This window comes from Engelhardtia mirabilis, from assembly GCF_007748095.1.
Lineage (GTDB): Bacteria > Planctomycetota > UBA1135 > UBA1135.
The window spans coordinates 5737356-5755908 of sequence record NZ_CP036287.1; the positions used below are offsets into that span (position 1 = coordinate 5737356).

The following is an 18553-nucleotide window of genomic DNA, read 5'->3' on the forward strand; positions in this document are numbered from 1 at the left end:
CGCGGCGGTCGTGGGCCCCGGCCTGCGGCGGCTCAGTGTCCCTCGGCCAGCCCCTCGCGCGTCATCCCGAGCAGCTCGAGCTCCTCGCGCAACAGGTCCCAGATCCCCTCGGCGAAGCGCCGGATCTCGAACTGGGCGTCGGGTTTCAGGCGCTGCTCGAGGAAGTGCATCACGCCCTGCAGGCTGACCGTCCAGTAGGCCTGGGTGTAGAGGTTCTGGGGCAGGCACATGCGCGCGATCTCCTTGGCCACGCCGCGCTCGATGCGCTCGCGGTAGAGGCGGAAGGCGTCCTCGCACTGCGCCGTCATCAGCGCCCGCTCGGCCTCGTGGTCGAAGGACTCGCCCAGGTCGTCCGAGGCCTGCTTGTTGCCGTGGGGCGGATTCCCGCGCATGCGCGAGGGGATGTAGAACTCCGGCTCCCACTCCACGTAGCGGCCGGAGATCTCGTTCCAAGAGCAGCCCTTGTCGGTGTCGAACAGCACGTCGAACACGTCCACGCCGACCGAGTGCCCGTCGACCTCGTACTCGCGCCAGGTGGAGCCGACCTGGTACTTGAAGGCCTGGCGGAAGACGAACAGCGGCGCCTTCCAGTGGAAGGTGAAGAAGGAGTGGCGGTAGGGGCTGGTGTGGCCGTGCTCCCACAGGAACTTGGCCAGCTTGGCGTCCTTGGGCCCGAAGCCCTCCTTCTGCTTCGCGTAGGAGATGCGCGCCGCGTTGACGACCTTCATCGCCGGATCGGTCTGCATGCGGTCCACGAGGGCGACGAAACCGATGTCGTCGTCGAGCACGAGCGCAGCGCCCTCGGGCACGTCCAGAGCCTTGGCCTTCATGGCGGGCAGTATCGCCGATCGACGAGCTCGGACGAAGCCGCGCGCGGCGCGAGGTTCAGCCTTTGAGCCGATCTTCGATCCGGGCCTGGAGTTCCGCCGCCGCGGACGAGCGCGGGGCCAGGGGCGCGGCACGGTCCGCCGCCGCGCGAGCGGCGTCCATTTCGCCGCGATCGAGGGCCGCCATGGCCCGGGCCTGGTGACGCAGGCACTGGAGCCAGACCAAGGGATCACGTCCATCGGCCGGAAGGGGACCGCCCAGGGCCGCCTGCCAGGCGCGGTCGGAGAGCTGGCCCAGGACCCGCCCGCGCAACAGTTGCCCCGCGCGGCCGGCGATGGCCTCCCACTGCCCGCCGTCGACCTCGAGCGCGAAGGCCACCAGGCGCGCTCGATCCGTGCTCGTACCCACCGGGCCTGATTCGCCCAGGAGCGCCACGACCGCGGCGCGGGCCAGGTCCAGGCGCGCCCCGTCCTCGCCCTCCGCCGCGCGGGCCAGGAGCAGGAGCAGTCGACCGTCCGCGTGCCACCAGGCGTCGCTGGCGGCGAGGCCTTCGCCGAGCCGACCGGCGCGGGCCAGGGCCAGGGCCGCGGCGATCTCGACCCGCCACAGGAACTCCACCGACGGACCCGACTCCCGCGCGAAGCGCGCGACCACGCCGCGCGGCGCATCATCGACCACGGCGCAGAGGAAGCCCCCCTCTCCGTCGAGCACCGGTGCGGCGAGTCCGGCGAGCTCGATCCGCAGCTCCTCGTCGAGCAGCACGCGACCTTCTTCGACGGCCGGCTCGACGAAGCCGGGCTGCTGCCTGTCGCCGCCGAGTTCCTGTCGCAAGCGCTCCAGGCCGCGGATGCCCTGCTCCCCGCCGATGTCGCCCAGCACCCGCACACAGGCCGCGCGCACCTCGAAGTCGCGCTCGAGGCGGAAGACGTCGACCACCAGATCCACCGCGCGCGGGCCGATCGCGGTCAGGGCGTCGATCGCCCGCAGCCGCAGGGTCAACCTCGCCGTGGAATCGGCGGCCAGGGCCGCGACGGCCGCCGCCGAAACCTCCGCCCCGCGCAGGCGCAATGACGTGAATGCACGGGCCTGGCGCTCGTCGGGCATGGCGGGCAGCCGCTCCACCAGGAGCTCCAGGTCGCCGCTCGCCGTTGCTCCCGCGGCCGCGATCGCGATCAGAGCCTCGTCGATCACGGCCGTGGGCCAGGGGCCCGGCACGGCAGCATCGCGGCCCAGCATCGCGGCCAGGTGGGCCCGGCCGCTGGCGGATTCCCCCAGTCGACGGGCCAGAGCGGCGGCGACGTCGGGGGCGGGACCGGCCGCGCTCGCCACGGCGCCGGCGACCACCGCCGCCGAGGTCGCGCCGCCCGCGTGCAAGAGGGCGGAGGCCAGGGCCTCCGCGCCTTGACCAGACGCCTGCACGCCCAGCTCCACGTCGCTCAGCTCCTCGTCGAGCCAACCGGTCAGGAGTTCGATCACCACGGGGTCGCCGTCGAAGGCGCCCAGGGGCGCCGCCACCCGCGCGCGCAGGCCGCGGTCGGCGCCGAACTCGAGCAGGGCCAGGCGGAAGGCCGCCGCGGGCACACCTCGCGGGAGCCGATCGATCCAGTCCAGGGGCCGGCCGGTGGCCTCCCATGCGGCGAAGATCGCGTCGGAGTGCTCCGCGATGGCGGCGGGCGAGAGCAGGCGCAGGGCGCGCTCGCGGGGACCGGGCGGCAAGCCCACGAGTGCGGCCGCCAGGCAGGCGCTGGCGCCGGGGTCCCCTTCGAGGGCGGCGGCTCCGAGGGCGTCGACCACCGCGCCGACCGGGGCCTCGCTGGCCAAGAGCGCCTCCGCGTCGGCGGCCTCCCAGCGGGTCACGGACTCGCCCAGGGCCTCGAGCAGGGGCAGGGCGTCCACGCCCGGCAGGACCGGCGCGAGCTCGACCAGGGGTCCCGTTCCAAGGGCGTAGGTGACCGCCCGTGCCAGGTCGCCATCGCCCCGCTCGATCGCTACCTCGAGCCAGGGCGTCGCCTCGCCGCTGGCGTGCACCGCGCGCCACAAGAGCGGCTCGAGCCGCGCGCGGTCGCCGAAACGCGGCGGCCAGTGGGTCGCGATCTCGAGCGGATCGGCCTCACCCCCGGCGACCAGCACGAGGGCCCGCGCCACGGCGAGCAGCTCGCCCTCGAGACCGGCGGCGAAGCGTTCGAGGCCCGCGACCGGCGGCACGGCGGCCTCGAGTGCCACGATCAAGTCGAGGGTCGGGTGGTGCTCCCCCGCGGACCAGAGTTGGGTGACCAGGTCCGCGAGCCGTTGCGGCGAGCGCTCCAACTCACCGCTGGCCAGCGCGGCGACGAGGGCGTGCCCCGCCGTGCGGCGCACCTCGACGTCCTCGTCGGCCGCGAGGTCGATCAAGAGGTCGATCGCGGGGGCAGGGTCGAGGCCCCCCTCGAATGCGGCCACGTGGGCCGCGGCCAGGGCCGCGCGCGTCTCCGGCAAGAGGTCGCGGGCCAGGGCCTGACACAGCTCGCGCCGCGCCAACAGCGACGCCGCCCAACGGGGCTCGAGGCCGGCCGCGACCAGGGCCGCGGCGCGCACGTTCGGGTGGGCGTCGGACGCGGCGGCGAGCAGCGCGGCGGGCAGGGCCAGACGCGGGGTGCCGGGGTCGAACTCGAGGGCCCGGGCCAGGGCGTCGAGCCGCGCGCAGCGCTCGTTCCAGCGTGCCGCGCCCGAGGCTTCGACCGCGGCCAGGGCCGAGTCCAGGTCGCGAGCCAGGTCGCGGGCGTCGAGCTCGAAGCGCACCTCGTCGACCCAGCGGGCCGGCGGGCCCTCGCCCTGGGGGGCCCACGCCCCCACCAGCAGCGCCACGACCAGACCGACGGGCGTCAAGGGCGCGCCTCCGGGTCCACCTCGATCCGGCGCTGGGCGTCGGGCAGCTCGCCGATCAGGTCCGAGGCCACCGTGCCCAGCTCGCCGCGGTTGGCGGCCGAGAGGTCGCCGGCTCGCCCGTGGACCCAAACGGCGGCACGCAGGCAGTCGTAGGCGGACCAGGCGGGCGAGCGGCGAGCAAGGTAGCTGGCGGCCAAGCCGGTCAGGACGTCGCCGGAACCGCCGGTGGCCAGGGCCGGGTTGCCGGTGGTGTTGAGCTCCGCGTTCTCGCCGTCCGTGACCACGGTGCGCGCGCCCTTGAGCGCGACCACCGCGCCGGTCAACGTCGCCAGCTCGCGTGCGGCCCGGGTGCGCCCCTCGTCGTCCGCGGGGACCTCGCGGCCGAGCAGGCGCGCGGCCTCGCCCGGATGGGGCGTGATCAGCACCGGCGCGCCCTCGCGCCGCAGGCTCTGGGGCGAACCGGCGAAGACGCCGAGGGCGTCGGCGTCGAGCAAGAGCGGTCCGTCGAAGTGCTCCAACAACAGCTCCACTGCGGCGCGGGTGCGCTTGTTGACGCCCAGGCCGGGACCGGCGGCGCAGGCGTCGTCGCGGCGGCCTTCGAGCGCGTTGCGCAGCGCGGCGACGAGCGCCGACGTCTCGCGTGCGCCCTTGGCCAACGCGCGCAAGTCGAGCAGCAGCGCTTCGGGCACCAGCGCCGGCAGGCTGTCGAGGGGCCGGCGATCGAAGCTGGCCAGGGTCAACAGGCCGGCTCCGCCGCGCGAGGCCGCGCGGGCGCAGAGTAGGGCGGCGCCGGGCATCGACGCGCTGCCGGCGAGAATCAACACGCGCCCGGCGTGCCCCTTGTGGGCGTCCTCGTGCAAGCGGGGCAGGCTCGGCACGCGCGAGGGGTGCGGAACCGAGAGCTCCCGCATGGGGCGACTCTCACCGCCACTCACGCGACCACCTCCACGTGGCCGACTCGCAGGCCGGCCCAGTTCGTCAGCACGCCCGGACGCCAGGCTTCGAGGGCCTCGAGCTCCGCGGTCGAGAGCCAGCCCAAGCGTTCGAGCAAGCCGAGGACCAGCGCATGCAAGCCGCGCGCCTGGCCGTCGTCGAGCTTCAGAGCCAGGCCGCGGTCGGCGCCGACCTCGCCGATGCAATAGACACCCTCGGCGCCGATCTTCGGGAACAGCCGTCCGCCGGTGACCCGCGCCAGGTCGCTGCACAGTCGCTTGTGGTGACCGGCGATCAGCTCCGGATGGGCCGCCACGGCGGCGGTCATGCGGCGGCAGGCGGCGGCGCGCTCGGGCGCCAGGCCGTCGGGGTTGGCGACCCGCGCGAAGCCCGTCGCGAGCTCGCGCAGGGAGAGGTGGTAGGTCGGCGCGCTGCAACCGTCGGTGGCGTGGTCGAGCTGCCGCCCGCGGTCGGCGCACATGTCGGCGATGGCCTCGCGCACGAGCGTCTGGGTGGGGCCGGCCGGGTCCAGGTAGCTCGCCGGATCGGCGCCCAGGTGCCGGGTCAAGGTCAGGAAGCCCGCGTGCTTGCCCGAGCAGTTGTTGTGGAGCGCGGTCGGCGACGCGCCCGAGCCCAGAAGGTCGCGGCGCGTGCGCGGGTCGCCGGGGACCTGAGCCCCACAGCGCAGATCGCTGGCCGAGAGCTCCAGCTTGGCCAAGAGCGCCGCCACCGGCTCGGTGTGGCAGGGCTCGGCGTTGTGCGAGGCCAGGGCCAGGGCCAGCTCGCGCTGCCCCAGACCGAAGCGATCGGCCGCCCCCGTTTCGACCAGGGGCAGGGCCTGGAGCGACTTGATCGTGCTGCGGGCGAAGACCCGCGCCTCGGGCTCGCCGTCCCCGGCCAGGGCCCGGCCGCCAGCGTCCACCACGACCCAGGCCCCGCGGTGCACGGATTCGACCCGGTCGCCGCGCCAGACCCGCACCTGAACGGGGTTCAGCGGCCAATCGGCGGCCAGGGGGCTGGCGGTCTCGGACTGGAGCTCGGTCATCGGGGAGGGGGTCGGACAGCGCAGGTGGGAAAAGTCGGGAACAGAGACTAGAACGTGAGGGCCGTGAGCGACCCGTCCGAACAGCCTGACATCCCCTCCCCGGAGATGGTCGACGTGAATCTGTCGCGGGTCGTGCTCTACGAGGGGGCCAACCGCCAGTACATCTACCTGCGCGAGGCCGAGGGCGAGCGATCCTTCGCGATCGTGATCGGCACCACCGAGGCCTACGAGATCGCCCGGGTGATCCGCTCGGACCCGCCCAAGCGCCCCCTGACCCACGAACTCCTGTATCGCACGATCCAGGCCGTGGGCTCCGAGGTGATCGGCGTCGACATCGTGCGCCTCGAGCGCGACACCTACTACGCCTCCCTGCGCGTGCGCCCCGACGGCGGCGAGCCGGTGGAGATCGACGCCCGCCCGTCCGACGCGATCGCCATCGCCCTGCGCGCCCGCTGCCCCCTGCGGGTGGCGCGCGCGGTGATCGACGCTGCGGCGACGGACTAGGAGTCTGCGCAACGGAATGCGGACTCGCCGGTGCTCGACCCGGGCTCGAGCGCAAGGCGCGTCGACTTCGCCGTAGCCTCTGCGCTACGGGGTGGTTGGCGCAACGCCGCGATCGAGTTCGGGGCGAGTGGCGGCGGATTCGCATTCTGTGGCGTGGGGTCCTAGGGCGGGGAGCAGGGCCTTCGAGCCGGCGATCCGGGAGCGCGTGCGAGGTTGCCCGGCCGGTACCCGGGCGATGGGGTTCCAGCTTCGGTCCGGGTGACTCGCGACCACGCCCAGCGCCTCGCAGGGCGCGGTCCCTTTCGGCGCCGCCACGCCACCGGCCGCGCAGGAGCCGCTCCCGCTGCGCTGGACGACGGTCCAGGGTGGACGTGCCCGACCTCTGCGCCGGGCTTCCCACGGGCGCGTGCGGTGAGCCGATTCGCGGACCCGCCGTCCACGATCTGGATCGACGCCGCCAGCGGACCCGGTCGGAGGAGCCAGAGGGGCGATTCGTCACTGGCACAGAACTTGCGCCGGTGCCGGCTGGCGCCCCTCACCAGGTCGGCCGCTTCGAGCTGTTGATCGCTCGCGGTCGCCGAGCCGACCATGCACCCCACATCCCCGAATCCCCCATGCATCGACGCACAATCGGCGCGCTCGCCGCCCTCTTCCTCGCAGCTCTCCCCTTCGCCCGAGCCCAGGACCTCGGCCCGGAGCTGAACTTCCCCGGTGACGAAGCTCAGGACGCGAGCAGCGCCGATCAGCTGAACGCGACGATCGCGCCGGGTGGACCGGGCTTCCTCGTGGTCTGGCAGGACGAACGCACCGACACGACGAGCTCCACGCTCGCGCTGGGGCAGGCCTACTCGGGCAACCTCATCGACATCTACGCCGCGCGCTACGACCAGGACGGCAAGCGCCTGGACGAGGCGCCGCTGGTCATCGCCAACCAGGGCATGGATCAAGTTCGCCCCACGGCCTCGTGGAACGGCAGCGAGTGGCTGGTCGTCTTCGAGACGCAGCAGCCCGATTGGTACTTCAACCGCAACATCGTCGGCGTGCGCGTGTCGGGTGACGGCACCGTGCTCGACGCGGACCCGATCCTGATTCGCCAGGAGAAGTCCTCTCCGGCGAACGACTACGGCAAGGAACCCGCCGTCTCCAGCGACGGCACGAACTGGTTCGTCGTGTGGACGGGCTTCGACTTCGCCCTGAACAAGCAGATGATGGAGGGAACGCGGATCGACGCGAGCGGCACGCTCCTCGATCCGAACTACAAGCGCCTCTACACCTGGACCGACCCCGTGTTCGGTCCGGAGAACCCGCAGATCGGGTTCCTCGGGGGCGAGTACCTCTTGGTCTGGAACGACCTGCACGTCGTTCGCACGCTCCGACTCGACACCGCGCTGAATGCCCTCGGGCCGGTCAAGACCGTGCCGAACCTGTGGGATGACGTGCGGCTCGCGACCGGTCCGCCGGGGCACCTGTTGATGATCGCGGACTGGGCGGTGCGCCTGGCCCCGGATGGGACGCTGCTCGACACGATTCCGATCGTGTTCCCGAAGATCACGACGACCGGCGGACAGATCGTGCCTCCGGACACCTACGACGCGGTTTGGAACGGCAGCTCCTGGTCGCTCGGCTACTCCGCCAGGCCGGACGGGCAGTTCTCCATCGGCGACCACAACGTGTACCTCACGCGCATCGGCGCGAACGGCTCCATCCTGGACCCGACACCGATCGCCGTCACCTCAGGCCCGGCCGACGACGAAGCGGTCCGACTGGCCGGCCTCGGCGACGGTAGGACCCTGTTCGCCTACGACTCGCACCCGGACGGCTTCGGCAGTCTGGAGGACGTCGTGACGACCACCGTCGACGCGAGCGGCAACCCGCAAGCGGCTGAGGTGGCCTCCGCCGGGCTTAACCGCCAGGAGCACCTGACCTGGGCCGAGAACGGCGATGTGCGCCTCGCCGTGTGGGTCAGCCGCAGCGCTGGGCAGAGCCGGATCCTCGCGCAGCGCTTCGACCAGAACGGCAGTCCGATCGACTCGGATGCGACGCTGGTCAACCAGGACTCCGAGCTCGTCAACTCGAAGCCCAGCGTCGTCTGGAACGGCAGCCACTACCTGATCGTCTGGCTCGACGGGGGCCGCACCGTCCGGGGCAAGCGCCTTGATGCGGGGCTGCAGCCGGTCGACGCCACGCCCGTCGCCCTGATGACCCAGATGGACGGAGCGCCGTCGGTCGGTTCGCACAATGGCGACTACTTGGTCGCCGCCAGTCGCATCACGTCGCTCGACATCAGCACGCTCTACGGCCTTCGCATCGACGGACAGGCTTGGACCCCACTGGACCCGACGCCATTCGTCATCGCACCCAACTACTCGACCAACCCCGTGGTCGCCGCGCTCGGCGGCAAGTACCTCGTTGCGTACGACAACGTCGGCTGCCACAACTGCTCGAACCACCACGTCTTCGCGCGGCAGGTCAGTCCAGCGGGCGTGGTGGGTGGACCGATTCAGATCGACGGACCGGGCAAGGCGGGCGGAGCGGATATCGCAGTGGCCGATGATCGCGCGCTGATCACCTACTCCGACCCGGTCGTGTTCAACCACATCGCCCTCGAAGGGCGCATCGTGATGGCCGACGGCAGCCTGCCTTCGGGTGAGATCCTGATCGCGAACGAGAACAACGCGCAGGTCGGCGGCTCGTGTGTTTGGGATGGCGATCAGTTCGTCGTCGCCTGGACCGACTACCGTCAGAATCACGGCATCGAGCAGCGACGCGGCGACATCTACATGAGCCGCCTGGCCCTGGATGGCACGCTGATCGACCCTCCTGGCGGCGTTCAAGTCACCAATGGTGAGCTGCCGGAAGATCGGGCCGCGGTCACGGGCGGCGGCGGCACGGCGATCATCGGCTACGCGAAGCTCGGCAAGGTCGGTGGCTCCCCGGAGGTCCAGCGCAACACCTACCGCGTATTGAACGGGGAAGTCTGCCAACCGGATCTCGGGTTCGGCGGCCCCGGCGCGTCGCACCTCGAGCTGTGCGGCGATCCGCTCGCGAGTGGCCTCAGCGCGACCCTGCGCCTGTCCGGAGCACCCACGGCGGCGCCGGTTGGGCTGCTGGTCGGGCTGAGCTCGAACCCGAGCCCGCTCTTGGGTGGCACCGTCGTCCCCAGTCCTCTCCAGCTCCTGCCCTGGGGCTCGACGGACTTCGAGGGCAAGGTCGAGATCGGCCCGATCCAAGGTGGCGGAGGCCCCTTCAGTCTCTTCGTTCAGGCCGCGTTGCTGGACCTGTCGCAACCTGGCCTGGTCGGCTTCAGCAACGCGATCGAGGCTCAGTTCCTGCCGTGACCCCCGGTTGGTGACCTGGATCCGCGACCGGCGCGCCCAGCTCGTCCGATGGCGGTGACCCGTGGACCGAATCCCCGTGGGCAGTGCTGCGCGCCTGGCCAAGGACGAGGTGGTTCGCAGGGTGCCGCCAGCGGGCGAGAGGTGCCCGAACGCCGCCGCCCTGGCGTCTCGGGCGTGAAGCCTGCCCGCGGTATCCAACCCACCCGCCATGCGACGGCCGTGCTCAGGCGCGGCCTGTCGTCGATCGCGGGGCACTGATCAGCCACAGGCGGTGAATCGACCGCCAGACCACTCACAGCGCCACCCGGGATGGCCTCCCACGTCAGCTCGGCGCTAAGCTGGCGGCGACGGAGGCGTGGCAGAGCGGCCGAATGCACCGGTTTTGAAAACCGGCGTCCTTCACGGGACCGGGGGTTCGAATCCCTCCGCCTCCGCCATCGGCGTTCGTGCCGGCGGGCGTTCGCGCCGACGGGATCTGGACGGCGGGATCTGGCCAGCCCCGGGGTCGGGCCTGCCCCCGGATCGGCGCGCGGGCGGCCCGGCTACCGTGGGTGCTCGAGGCCCTGTTGGCGCTCGTCGAGCAGTTGGTTGACCGCCTGTCCCACCTGGACCAGCTCCAGCGGGCCGGAGAGGGTGTGGCAGCGCCTGAAGGGGTCGCCCGCGAGGGCACCGGACAGGACCTGGTGGATGCTGGCCAGGGGAATCGCGAAGCGCCGTCGCAGGCGCGTCACGATCAGCAGCGTCAACAGGAACGAGACGATCCCGGCCAAGACGGCGGCCCAGGCGCCGGCCGAGCCGAGACGTTCGGCCTCCGCCTCGATGCGCTCCATGGCCTCGCGGTTGATGTCGATCAACTCGCGCACGCTCGCCAACAGTTGACGCTTGGCCTGCTGCTCGCCGGCGAAGGCACCGGGTAGGCTCGCCTCGATCGAGTCCAGGACGGCCACTTCGCCGACCTCGGTCACGTTCTGTCGTGCCCGCGCGAAGGCCTCGAGCGCGGGGCCCGAGCCGCGCTCGCCGGCCGGGTACAGATCCGCCGCGGAGAGCTCGATCAGGATCTCCTCGGCGGCGTCGATCGAGTAGACGTTGTCTTGCATGATCAGCTCGATCGCGGGCCCCATGCGCGTCAGGAGTCCCACAGCGCCGAAGGCCAAGCCGAGGTTGAGCAGGGCCAAGACGCCCATGCTGAGGGTGAATTCCTGTCGGAGTGCCACGGGTCAGCTCCCTTCGATCATGCGCGGGACCGCGCCGGGCTTGGCGACCACGACGAGGATGTCACCCTGCTCGAGCTGCGACTCGGGACCGGGCGAGGTGATCTGCCCCGATCCGCTGCGGCGGATCGCGACCACGGTCACGCCAAAGCGCACCGGCAGGCGCAGCTCGCCCAGGGTCTGGCCCGCGAAGTCGTCCGGCAGGTCGATCTCGGTCACGATCAGGCCCTCGCCCAGGGCCATCTCGCCGCGGATGTCCTGGTAGACGATCCGGTTGGCGAAGCGTTCGCCGTACTCACGCTCGGGGTTCACGACGACGCTGGCGCCGACGAGCGTGAGGATCCGGGCGTGCACGTCGTCGTTGGCGCGGGCGATCACCCGCTTGGCACCCATCTGGCGCAGGAGCGCGGTGCAGATGATCGATGCCTCTCGGGCCTCGTGCCCGATCGCGCACAGGCAGACGTTGCGCTGGGCCGGTGAGGTGGTGGCCAGGGCCTCCTCGTCGGTCGCGTCGAGGCGTACCGCCTCGGCCGCGAAGGTCGAGGCCAGGCGCACGAGGTTATCGTCCACGTCGACCGCCAGGACCTTCACACCACCCGCTGACAGGGCCCGCGCCGCAGCCATCCCGAACTGCCCCAGACCGACCACGAGTACTTGCTGTTTCATACTTCACACCTCCCGCTAACCGACATCGATCTCCTCCTGAGGCCAGCGGTTGGGCGCGCTCGAGACTCTACTGCTCAAGAACATCAAGAGCGCCAGACCACCGACGCGGCCGACGAACATGCAACCAATAATGATCGTCTTGCCGATCCCGTCCAGCTTTGCCGTCCCTCCGATCGAGAGTCCGACGGTGCCCAGAGCCGAGACCACTTCGAACAGTGCCTCCTGCGTCGTCAACCTCTGGGTCAACTGAAGGGCGACCAGCGCGACCAACACGGTCGACGCCGCCAACAGAACCACGGTTGTCGCCTTGGTGCAGGAGCGCGGATCGATCCGCCGCTTGAACACGTCGACGCCCGACCGCCCGCGGATCGACTGCACCACGGTCAGCAGCAGCAGCGCAACGGTAGTCGTCTTGACCCCGCCGGCGGTGCTGCCCGGGTTGCCGCCGATGAACATCCAGACCAGCATCAGCGTTACGGTCGGGGACCGCAGCGGCTCGAGGCCGACCGAGTTGAAGCCGGCCGTCCTCAGGGTCGCCGACTGGAACCACGCGTTCTGTAGCTTGTCCGCCGTCGAGAGCCCGGCGAGACAGTTGTCCCATTCGAACGCCGCGAAGAACAGGAACCCGCCCACAAGGAGCACTGCGGTCGCCGAAAGGCACAAGCGCACTTGGGCGCTGACAGGTTCCACCCCGCGACGCACCAGACCCGGCAGGGCGATGATCGCAAGGGGCGAGAGGGCGCCCAGGACGATCAACAGGGCGGTGATCTGTAGCACCGCCGGCGAGTCCTGATAGCCCACGAGGCTGTCGCTCTGCAGCGCGAATCCGGCGTTGCAGAATGCCGAGACCGAAGTGAACAGGCCGCGCCACAGCGATCCGATGACCGAATCGCCGTGTTGACGGAACGCCACCGCGAGGGCCAGGAAGCCGACACCCTCCACGGCCACCGCGACGCCGATCACGCGCCTGACCGCGCGCGCCACGTCGCCGCTGCGCCCAGGGCCGATGAGGCCCGCGATCGCCGCCTCTTGACGCAGGCTCATGCGTCGGTTGAGAGCCCAGATCGCGAAGGTGTAGAAGGTCATGACCCCCAGGCCGCCGAGCTGGATCAGGGCCAGGATCGCGAGCTGCCCGAATGGGCTGAATGCCACGGGCGTGTCCAGGACCACCAATCCGGTCACGCACACCGCGCTGGTCGAGGTGAAGGCGGCATCTAGCACGGGGATCGCGATGCCGTTCGACGAGCTGATCGGCAGGGCGAGGAGCAGGGTTCCGAACAGACAGAGGGCCGCGAAGGTGCCGACGAAGGCGCGCTCCGGATGGCCCAGGATCACATCCCAGCCCGAACTCCGCCCCCTCGACTGGAGGCCGAGTCGCGTCGACGCGAGCACCGCGAGAGCATTGACCCCCATTGGCGCAAGGAGCCACGGTTGGTCCGGAGCTGCCCACAGTGTCAGCAGGCCACAGGTTGCGGTCACGACCACAAGGCCCCGCGCCGGCCAACTTCGGAGGCGATCGTGGAACAGGGCCCAGGCCAGGCCGGCCAGTGCCGCGACGCAGAGCGCCCAACCGTAGGCCAGCAGCCCCATGGCGGCGGGGCCCGCGCCGATGTCGGGTCCGAGTAGCCAGAATGCGGTTGCCACGAGCGCGGCACCGCTGGCCCGGGCCGCCCCCACTGGTCGGTTCCGCAGTCGAGCATCGCCGGGCAGGGCCGGCAGACCGCCCCAGAGCAGCGCGATGGCCGTGATCGTGGCCACGGCTACGGCCAGTGCGGCGGCGGGCGCGTCGCGCAGCAGGTCGAACGACGCACAGGGCAGACCGAGCAGGCCAAGGGTCGCCAGGCTGCGCCCGAGCTGCGTGCGACGCTCGACCAACAGTGCGGCCAAGAGCAGGCATGAGGCCAGCGCAAGGGCGCCGAGTTGAGACCACGAAGCGGTGTCCTGCTGCGTGGCGGAAACGACCGCGAAGGGAGCCGACGACAGGGCGAGCAGCGCTCCGCTGGTCCTGCCGTGGCGACCGAGTTTCTCAAGCCTTCGCTGGTTGGCGACGGCTGGCACGATCTACTCCGAGCTCTTGCACTGGTGGCCCCGGGTCCGGACGCTGGGGAGGCCCGGCGGGCGCGAGATCCTAGCCCGATCCTCCGAGATCCGTGTACCGCTAGGGCGGCCCGCCTGGCCCGGTTGATTCGAGGCCCGGCCAACTCGATCGCTACTCGCTGACCCGCGGGTCGAGCAGCTCGCCGTCCTCCGGACGCAGGGGGCGGGCGACGGCGTAGCGACGGAAGCTCCACAGGGAACCGACGAAGGTCAGGCCCGCCACGACGGCCAAGAGCGTCGCGATGCCGCTGCCGCCGAGGGCGAAGGGCAGGCAGATCAGGAAGAGGACGAGGGAGATTCCGAGCAGAGCTGTCATGGGGAGGTCCTGGGTTGTGGAGTGAACGGTCGGCGGAGAGTCTGGACGCGGCACGGTCCGAGCACTGGCGATCGCGTGTGCGAGCGGTCGCTCACCCCGCGCGAGGCGTCAAGGACGCTCGCAGGCCAGGAGGCCGGCGGCGGCGTGCGTACCGAGTGTGCGATGCGTCGTTCGATGCACGCGGTGGCGCCGTTCGCGTTGACGTGGCCTGCTTCGAGACCGTCCCGCGAGCGAGCGACTCTGACCTTGGGCGCGCGGGGGCTTCGGGCGCGTCCGGAACTCAGGATTCGGGCCCGGGCCGGCGATAGTTCGACCGGTCGATCGACGACGAAGTGGTGGGCCCGCCGCGGGCCACTCTCTTGGTCCAACCTGGACGAGCCTTCAAGCTCCCCACGCCTGCCCGTGAGTCCTGGACCGTCGACCGTGAATCGCGCCGGGACTTGAAACACGCTTGAAGATCCGAAGCGAGGCGCCATTCTCTCGCTCGATCCCTCCTCGCCCGATCATGACGAACCAGGCCAGTCCGATGATGGAGACCGAAATGCTCGCTACGGGCCCGACGATCGAGCAGTTGCGGGCGCGATTGAGCGCGCATCGGATGTACGGCTTGCTCGACTCGCCTGCGGCGTTGCGCGTGTTCACCGAGCACCACGTCGTCTGCGTGCTCGACTTCATGTCGCTGCTCAAGAGCTTGCAGCGCGGGCTCACCTGCGTCGACGTGCCGTGGTCGCCGTCGGCGGATCCGGAGTCGGCGCGCTTGATCAACGCGATCGTGATCGACGAGGAGACGGACGTACGCGCCGACTCGCGCGTGCAGAGCCACTTCGCCTGGTACCTCGAGGCGATGGACGAGGTCGGTGCGGACACGGCGCCGGTGCGGGGGCTGGTCGAGGCCCTCGGTCGCGGCGACGGTTGGGAGCGCGCCCTGGCGCAGTGCAAGATGCCGCGAGCCTCGTGCGAGTTCGGCGCGACCACGGCGAGCTTCCTGCCCGCGCCGTTGCACGTGCGCGCGGCGGTCTTCTTCCACGGCCGCGAGGACGTGATCCCGCGCATGTTCCTGCCCCTCGTCGAAGGTCTGCGGTCCCAGGGGCTCGAGTGCGAGTCGCTCGTCGGCTACCTGACGCGACACATCGAGATCGACGGCGGGACCCACGGTCCCCAGGCGGAGCAGATGCTCGCGCGGCTGTACGGCGACGACGCGGGGAGGCGCGAGCAGGCCGAGGAGGCCGCGCTGGTCTCGCTGCTCGCCCGCGAGCGACTGTGGGACGCGGTGGCCGAGGCGCTCGAGCGGCTCTGAGCGGTCGGCCGACGGCGGGTCGGCTCCGCGCAGCTCCGCGAGCCTGGGGCTCGAGCCGCTCGATGCCTCGGCTCCTCCCGGCCGCGACGTGACGCGAAGAAGGCCTCGGGGCGCCCGCTTGCCGGCCCGTCGGGGGCTCGCTACCGTGTCCGGCCATACGGCCAGGGGCAGCGCCCCATGGGTCCGCCGCGGAGAGGTGGCAGAGTGGCCGAATGCGCCTGATTGCTAATCAGGTGAGTCGTAAATACGCGGCTCCGAGGGTTCAAATCCCTCCCTCTCCGCCACTCCACCCGGGGCAGCCCCAGGACGCGCCGTTCCCGGACGATCCGATCGGCATCGGCTTCGGGCAGGCCGATTCGGGCCGCGGCGATCGGACCGGCCCGCGGCTGGTCGCCCAGGCCCAATCCGCGCCGGCCCAAGCCGGGCCGGCCCGCCCCGTCCCGGCCCGCCGACCATTGGTGCCGGTGCGGCGGACCGCTACCGTGACCCGCGTGCAGCGCCTCCGCCCCCTCCAACTCGCCTGCGCCGTCGCCGGACTGGCCCTGCTGGCGGGTTGCCGCGTCCAGCGCACGTTGACGATCACCTCCGAGCCGCCCGGCGCCGAGGTACGCATCGACGACGAGCTCGTGGGCAATACGCCGATGGTGCTGCCGTTCGTGCACTACGGCACCCGTCGCTTCACCTTCTACCTCGACGGCTACCTGACCCTGTCGACGGTGGAGAAGATCGAGCCGCCCTGGTACGGCCGCTTCCCGATCGACCTCTTCACCGAGGTCCTGCCCCCCCTGGGCATCGACGACGACCACCCGATCCATGCGCGGCTGGTCTCCGGCGAGGAGTCGCGCACCCTGCCCGCCCTGCGCTCGGTGCTCGAGCGGGCCGAGATCCTGCGCCGCGCGGGCCCGGCCGGTCCGCGCCGCCTGCCGCCCCCCGATCCCCAGGACGAACCGCCGCCCGGGTCCGAGTCGAGTCCGGTCGGCGGCGTCGGTCGGTGAAGCACCGCCGGGCCCTGGTGGTCGGCCTGGGCCGCTTCGGCGGAGGGCTCGGCGCGACCCGCTGGTTGGCGGCCCAGGGGGCGCGGGTCACCGTCACCGACCCGGCTTCCGCCGAAGACCTGGCCGAATCGGTCGCGGCCCTGGCACCGTTGGTGCGGTCCGGCGCGGTCGAGCTGGCCCTCGGGGGCCATCGCGAGGCGGACTTCGAACAGGCGGAGCTGGTGGTGGCCAACCCCGCCGTGCGCCCGGACTCGCCCTGGCTCGAGCGGGCGCGGGCGGCGGGCGCGCGGGTCACCAGCGAGATCGGCCTGTTCCTCGAGCGCTGCCCGGCGCGGGTCGTGGGCATCACGGGGACCCAGGGCAAGAGCAGCACGACGACCTTCCTGACCCAACTGCTGGCGGGCAACGGGTTCGAGGCGCGCTCCGGCGGCAACCTCGGCGGCTCGGTGCTCGAAGGTTTGGAGCAACTCCACGCGGGCCAGGTGATCGTGCTCGAGCTGTCCTCCTATCAACTCGAGGCCCTGGAGCACCCCCCGCGCCTGGCGCAGCGGGCCAGCGCGGTGGCCGTGACCAACCTGCTGCCCGACCACCTGGAGCGGCACGGGACCCTGGAGGCCTACGGAGCGGCCAAGGCTCGGGTGTTGGAGTTGCTCGGGGACGATCCCGAGGGCCTGGCCTGGCTGCCAGAATCCGGCCCTTGTGCCGAGTGGAGCCCGGTGGGTCCCCGCGTCCGCCGGCACGGACCCGGCTCTTCGAGTGGACTCCACGGCGCTCGCTTGGTCGCGGCTGGTCAGGATTTCGGTGCCTTGGACGACTTGGGCCTGGCTCCTTTCCAGGGTCACAACGTAGCCCTGGCCCTGGCCCTGGCCCTCGACCTGGGCGCCGATCCGGAGCGCCTCGCAGCGGGCCTTCCGCACCTGACCGCCCCCGCCCACCGGCGCGAGGACCTGGGCGGCATCGCCGGCCGTCACGTCTACGACAACGGCGTCTCGACCACCCCGGACTCGACCCTGGCGGCCCTCGAGGGCCTGCCGCGGGGCGCGACAGCCCTGATCGGCGGGCGCTCCAAGGGCCTGGACTGGCTGCCCTTGGGGCAGGCCCTGGCCTCCCGGGGCGACCGTGTGGTGGCCTTCGGCGCCGACGGGGGCGAGGTCGCGGCGGGCCTGGGCGCGGCGGGGGTCCCCGTCGAGACGGTGGCCACGGTGGGCGAGGCGGTCGCCCGCGCCCTGGCCCTGACGCCCCAGGGCGCGACGATCCTCTTCTCGCCCGCCTGCGCCAGCTTCGACGCCTACGCCAACTTCGCCCAGCGCGCAGCGGACTTTCGGAACCACCTGGATCGCCTCGGGCGAGACGACTGCACGCGAGACTGAACGCCGGGACCCGACCGAGGTGGTCGCCGCGCCCGCGATGGCCTAGTAGAGTCCTAGCCGGGGCCCACGCCCCACCTCCCGCCGTGAAGTGCCACGTCTGCAAGACCAACGACGCCCACGTCCACGTGATCGACGTGAAGGGTCCCGACGAGTCCAGCGACTCGGGCTACGTCTTCGAGGAGCGCGACGTCTGCGACGAGTGTGCCGCGCGCATGGACCTGCCCTCGGTGCCGACCGAGCCGATCATCAGCCAAGAGGTCCTGAACCTGCTGCACTCGGCCAAACGGCCCCAGGGGTGGAGCGGGCTGACCTGCCCCCACTGCGGCATGACGCTGCAGGAATTTCGCTCGAAGGGTCGCCTGGGCTGCCCCCACGACTACGAGGTCTTCCGCGAGCACCTCGACCCGCTGCTGCAGCGGATCCACAACGCCGACCACCACGTGGGCCGGATTCCGGGCGGTGAGGCCGCGCCGCCGGTCGACGAGCCGGAGACGGCTGAGTCGAGTGCGGCGGAATCGAGTGCGGCGGAATCGAGTGCGGCCGAGTCGGGCACGGCCGGCCCCGTTGGCGGCAAGCCTGCCAAGCCCAAGGGCCGCAAGCCCGCCGGCAAGCCGAAGATCGACGTCGCCGACCCCGAGATCGACGCGGCCGAGCTAGCTGCGGCGCTCGAGGAGGCCGGCGAGGGCGAGTTGGCCGAACGCTATCGCAGCGCGGAGCTGCGCCCGAGTCCGGAGCTGACCGAGGCCATGCTGCGACGCCAGGCCCTCAAGGCCCAACTGCAGACCGCCGTGGGCGCAGAAGACTACGAGCGCGCCGCCGTCCTGCGCGATTCGCTCACCAACCTCGCCGACGAGATCCGGACCATCGTCCGCTCGGTGGCGGAACCTCCGACGGGCGCCTGACGGGGGCGGGGTCGGGACCTCGCAGCCGCGAGTCGTCCAGAGACCTCCGCCGATGCGCCGGCCCCAAGAATCGATCAAGGGTCTCGTTCCCTACACTGGGACCCGGGCCTAGACCTAGAAACCGCCCGCAGCCTGCCGTAAACCCACCGCACGACCCACGGGGCGGGTCGGCGGTGCAGACGGCCG

The 18553-nt window shown here is 71.7% G+C and carries 14 protein-coding genes and 2 tRNA genes; 8 read left to right on the plus strand and 8 right to left on the minus strand.

Annotated features, from left to right (window positions below):
* Positions 1–32 precede the first annotated feature (32 nt).
* The 4 genes from thyX to Pla133_RS21130 are packed head-to-tail and all read right to left on the minus strand — an operon-like array spanning position 33 to position 5671.
* Positions 33–830, minus strand: coding sequence for an FAD-dependent thymidylate synthase (thyX, locus tag Pla133_RS21120; RefSeq protein ID WP_419191805.1), 798 nt, complete (start codon positions 828–830; stop codon positions 33–35).
* A 55-nt stretch (positions 831–885) separates the two neighbouring features.
* Positions 886–3693, minus strand: a complete 2808-nt coding sequence (locus Pla133_RS26630; RefSeq protein WP_419191806.1) for a hypothetical protein — start codon at positions 3691–3693, stop codon at positions 886–888.
* Positions 3690–4604, minus strand: coding sequence for an NAD(P)H-hydrate dehydratase (locus tag Pla133_RS21125; RefSeq protein WP_145068964.1), 915 nt, complete (start codon positions 4602–4604; stop codon positions 3690–3692). Before Pla133_RS21125 ends, Pla133_RS26630 begins: the two co-directional genes overlap by 4 nt.
* A 20-nt stretch (positions 4605–4624) precedes the next feature.
* A complete protein-coding gene (locus tag Pla133_RS21130; RefSeq protein WP_145068966.1) occupies positions 4625–5671 on the minus strand; it encodes an asparaginase in 1047 nt (348 codons plus the stop codon).
* A 63-nt stretch (positions 5672–5734) separates the two neighbouring features.
* Between Pla133_RS21130 and Pla133_RS21135 the strand changes: the two genes are divergently transcribed.
* From Pla133_RS21135 to Pla133_RS21145, 3 genes are all read left to right on the plus strand, one after another.
* Entirely contained in the window at positions 5735–6175 is a 441-nt protein-coding gene (locus Pla133_RS21135; RefSeq protein WP_145068968.1) for a bifunctional nuclease family protein, read from the plus strand.
* 614 nt (positions 6176–6789) lie between these two features.
* Positions 6790–9513, plus strand: a complete 2724-nt coding sequence (locus Pla133_RS21140; protein ID WP_145068970.1) for a hypothetical protein — start codon at positions 6790–6792, stop codon at positions 9511–9513.
* 349 nt (positions 9514–9862) lie between these two features.
* Positions 9863–9950, plus strand: a tRNA-Ser gene (locus tag Pla133_RS21145).
* Positions 9951–10055: 105 nt separating this feature from the next.
* On the opposite strand, the gene Pla133_RS21150 is transcribed toward Pla133_RS21145, so the two are convergent.
* From Pla133_RS21150 to Pla133_RS21165, 4 genes are all read right to left on the minus strand, one after another.
* A complete protein-coding gene (locus tag Pla133_RS21150; RefSeq protein ID WP_145068972.1) occupies positions 10056–10727 on the minus strand; it encodes a hypothetical protein in 672 nt (223 codons plus the stop codon).
* Positions 10728–10730: 3 nt separating this feature from the next.
* Positions 10731–11390 carry a potassium channel family protein gene (locus tag Pla133_RS21155; protein WP_145068974.1) on the minus strand — a complete coding sequence of 220 codons (660 nt, stop codon included), beginning with the start codon at positions 11388–11390 and terminating at the stop codon, positions 10731–10733.
* Positions 11391–11405: 15 nt separating this feature from the next.
* Entirely contained in the window at positions 11406–13448 is a 2043-nt protein-coding gene (locus Pla133_RS21160) for a TrkH family potassium uptake protein (RefSeq protein WP_145068976.1), read from the minus strand.
* Between the two features lie 151 nt (positions 13449–13599).
* On the minus strand, positions 13600–13803 hold the full coding sequence (locus Pla133_RS21165; protein WP_145068978.1) for a hypothetical protein: 204 nt from the start codon (positions 13801–13803) through the stop codon (positions 13600–13602).
* Positions 13804–14329: 526 nt separating this feature from the next.
* On the opposite strand from Pla133_RS21165, the gene Pla133_RS21170 reads away from it, so the two are divergent.
* The 5 genes from Pla133_RS21170 to Pla133_RS21190 all read left to right on the plus strand — a co-directional run bounded on the left by Pla133_RS21170 (position 14330) and on the right by Pla133_RS21190 (position 18367).
* The gene (locus Pla133_RS21170) at positions 14330–15100 is read left to right on the plus strand and encodes a DUF3050 domain-containing protein (RefSeq protein ID WP_419191807.1); all 771 of its coding nucleotides are present in this window, start codon (positions 14330–14332) and stop codon (positions 15098–15100) included.
* Positions 15101–15290: 190 nt separating this feature from the next.
* A tRNA-Ser gene (locus tag Pla133_RS21175) sits at positions 15291–15384 on the plus strand.
* 207 nt (positions 15385–15591) lie between these two features.
* Positions 15592–16095 (plus strand): PEGA domain-containing protein, encoded by a 504-nt coding sequence (locus tag Pla133_RS21180; protein WP_419191808.1) that lies wholly within the window; start codon positions 15592–15594, stop codon positions 16093–16095.
* On the plus strand, positions 16092–17465 hold the full coding sequence (murD, locus tag Pla133_RS21185; RefSeq protein WP_419191809.1) for a UDP-N-acetylmuramoyl-L-alanine--D-glutamate ligase: 1374 nt from the start codon (positions 16092–16094) through the stop codon (positions 17463–17465). The genes Pla133_RS21180 and murD overlap by 4 nt, the downstream gene beginning before the upstream one ends.
* A gap of 83 nt (positions 17466–17548) precedes the next feature.
* Positions 17549–18367, plus strand: a complete 819-nt coding sequence (locus tag Pla133_RS21190) for a UvrB/UvrC motif-containing protein (RefSeq protein WP_145068982.1) — start codon at positions 17549–17551, stop codon at positions 18365–18367.
* Positions 18368–18553: the final 186 nt, after the last annotated feature.

Coding starts and splice junctions, on each gene's coding strand:
- thyX (WP_419191805.1), bottom strand. CDS start 830: ATGAAGGCCAAGGCTCTGGACGTGCCCGAGGGCGCTGCGCTCGTGCTC.
- Pla133_RS21125 (WP_145068964.1), bottom strand. CDS start 4,604: ATGCGGGAGCTCTCGGTTCCGCACCCCTCGCGCGTGCCGAGCCTGCCC.
- Pla133_RS21130 (WP_145068966.1), bottom strand. CDS start 5,671: ATGACCGAGCTCCAGTCCGAGACCGCCAGCCCCCTGGCCGCCGATTGG.
- Pla133_RS21140 (WP_145068970.1), top strand. CDS start 6,790: ATGCATCGACGCACAATCGGCGCGCTCGCCGCCCTCTTCCTCGCAGCT.
- Pla133_RS21155 (WP_145068974.1), bottom strand. CDS start 11,390: ATGAAACAGCAAGTACTCGTGGTCGGTCTGGGGCAGTTCGGGATGGCT.
- Pla133_RS21165 (WP_145068978.1), bottom strand. CDS start 13,803: ATGACAGCTCTGCTCGGAATCTCCCTCGTCCTCTTCCTGATCTGCCTG.
- Pla133_RS21170 (WP_419191807.1), top strand. CDS start 14,330: ATGATGGAGACCGAAATGCTCGCTACGGGCCCGACGATCGAGCAGTTG.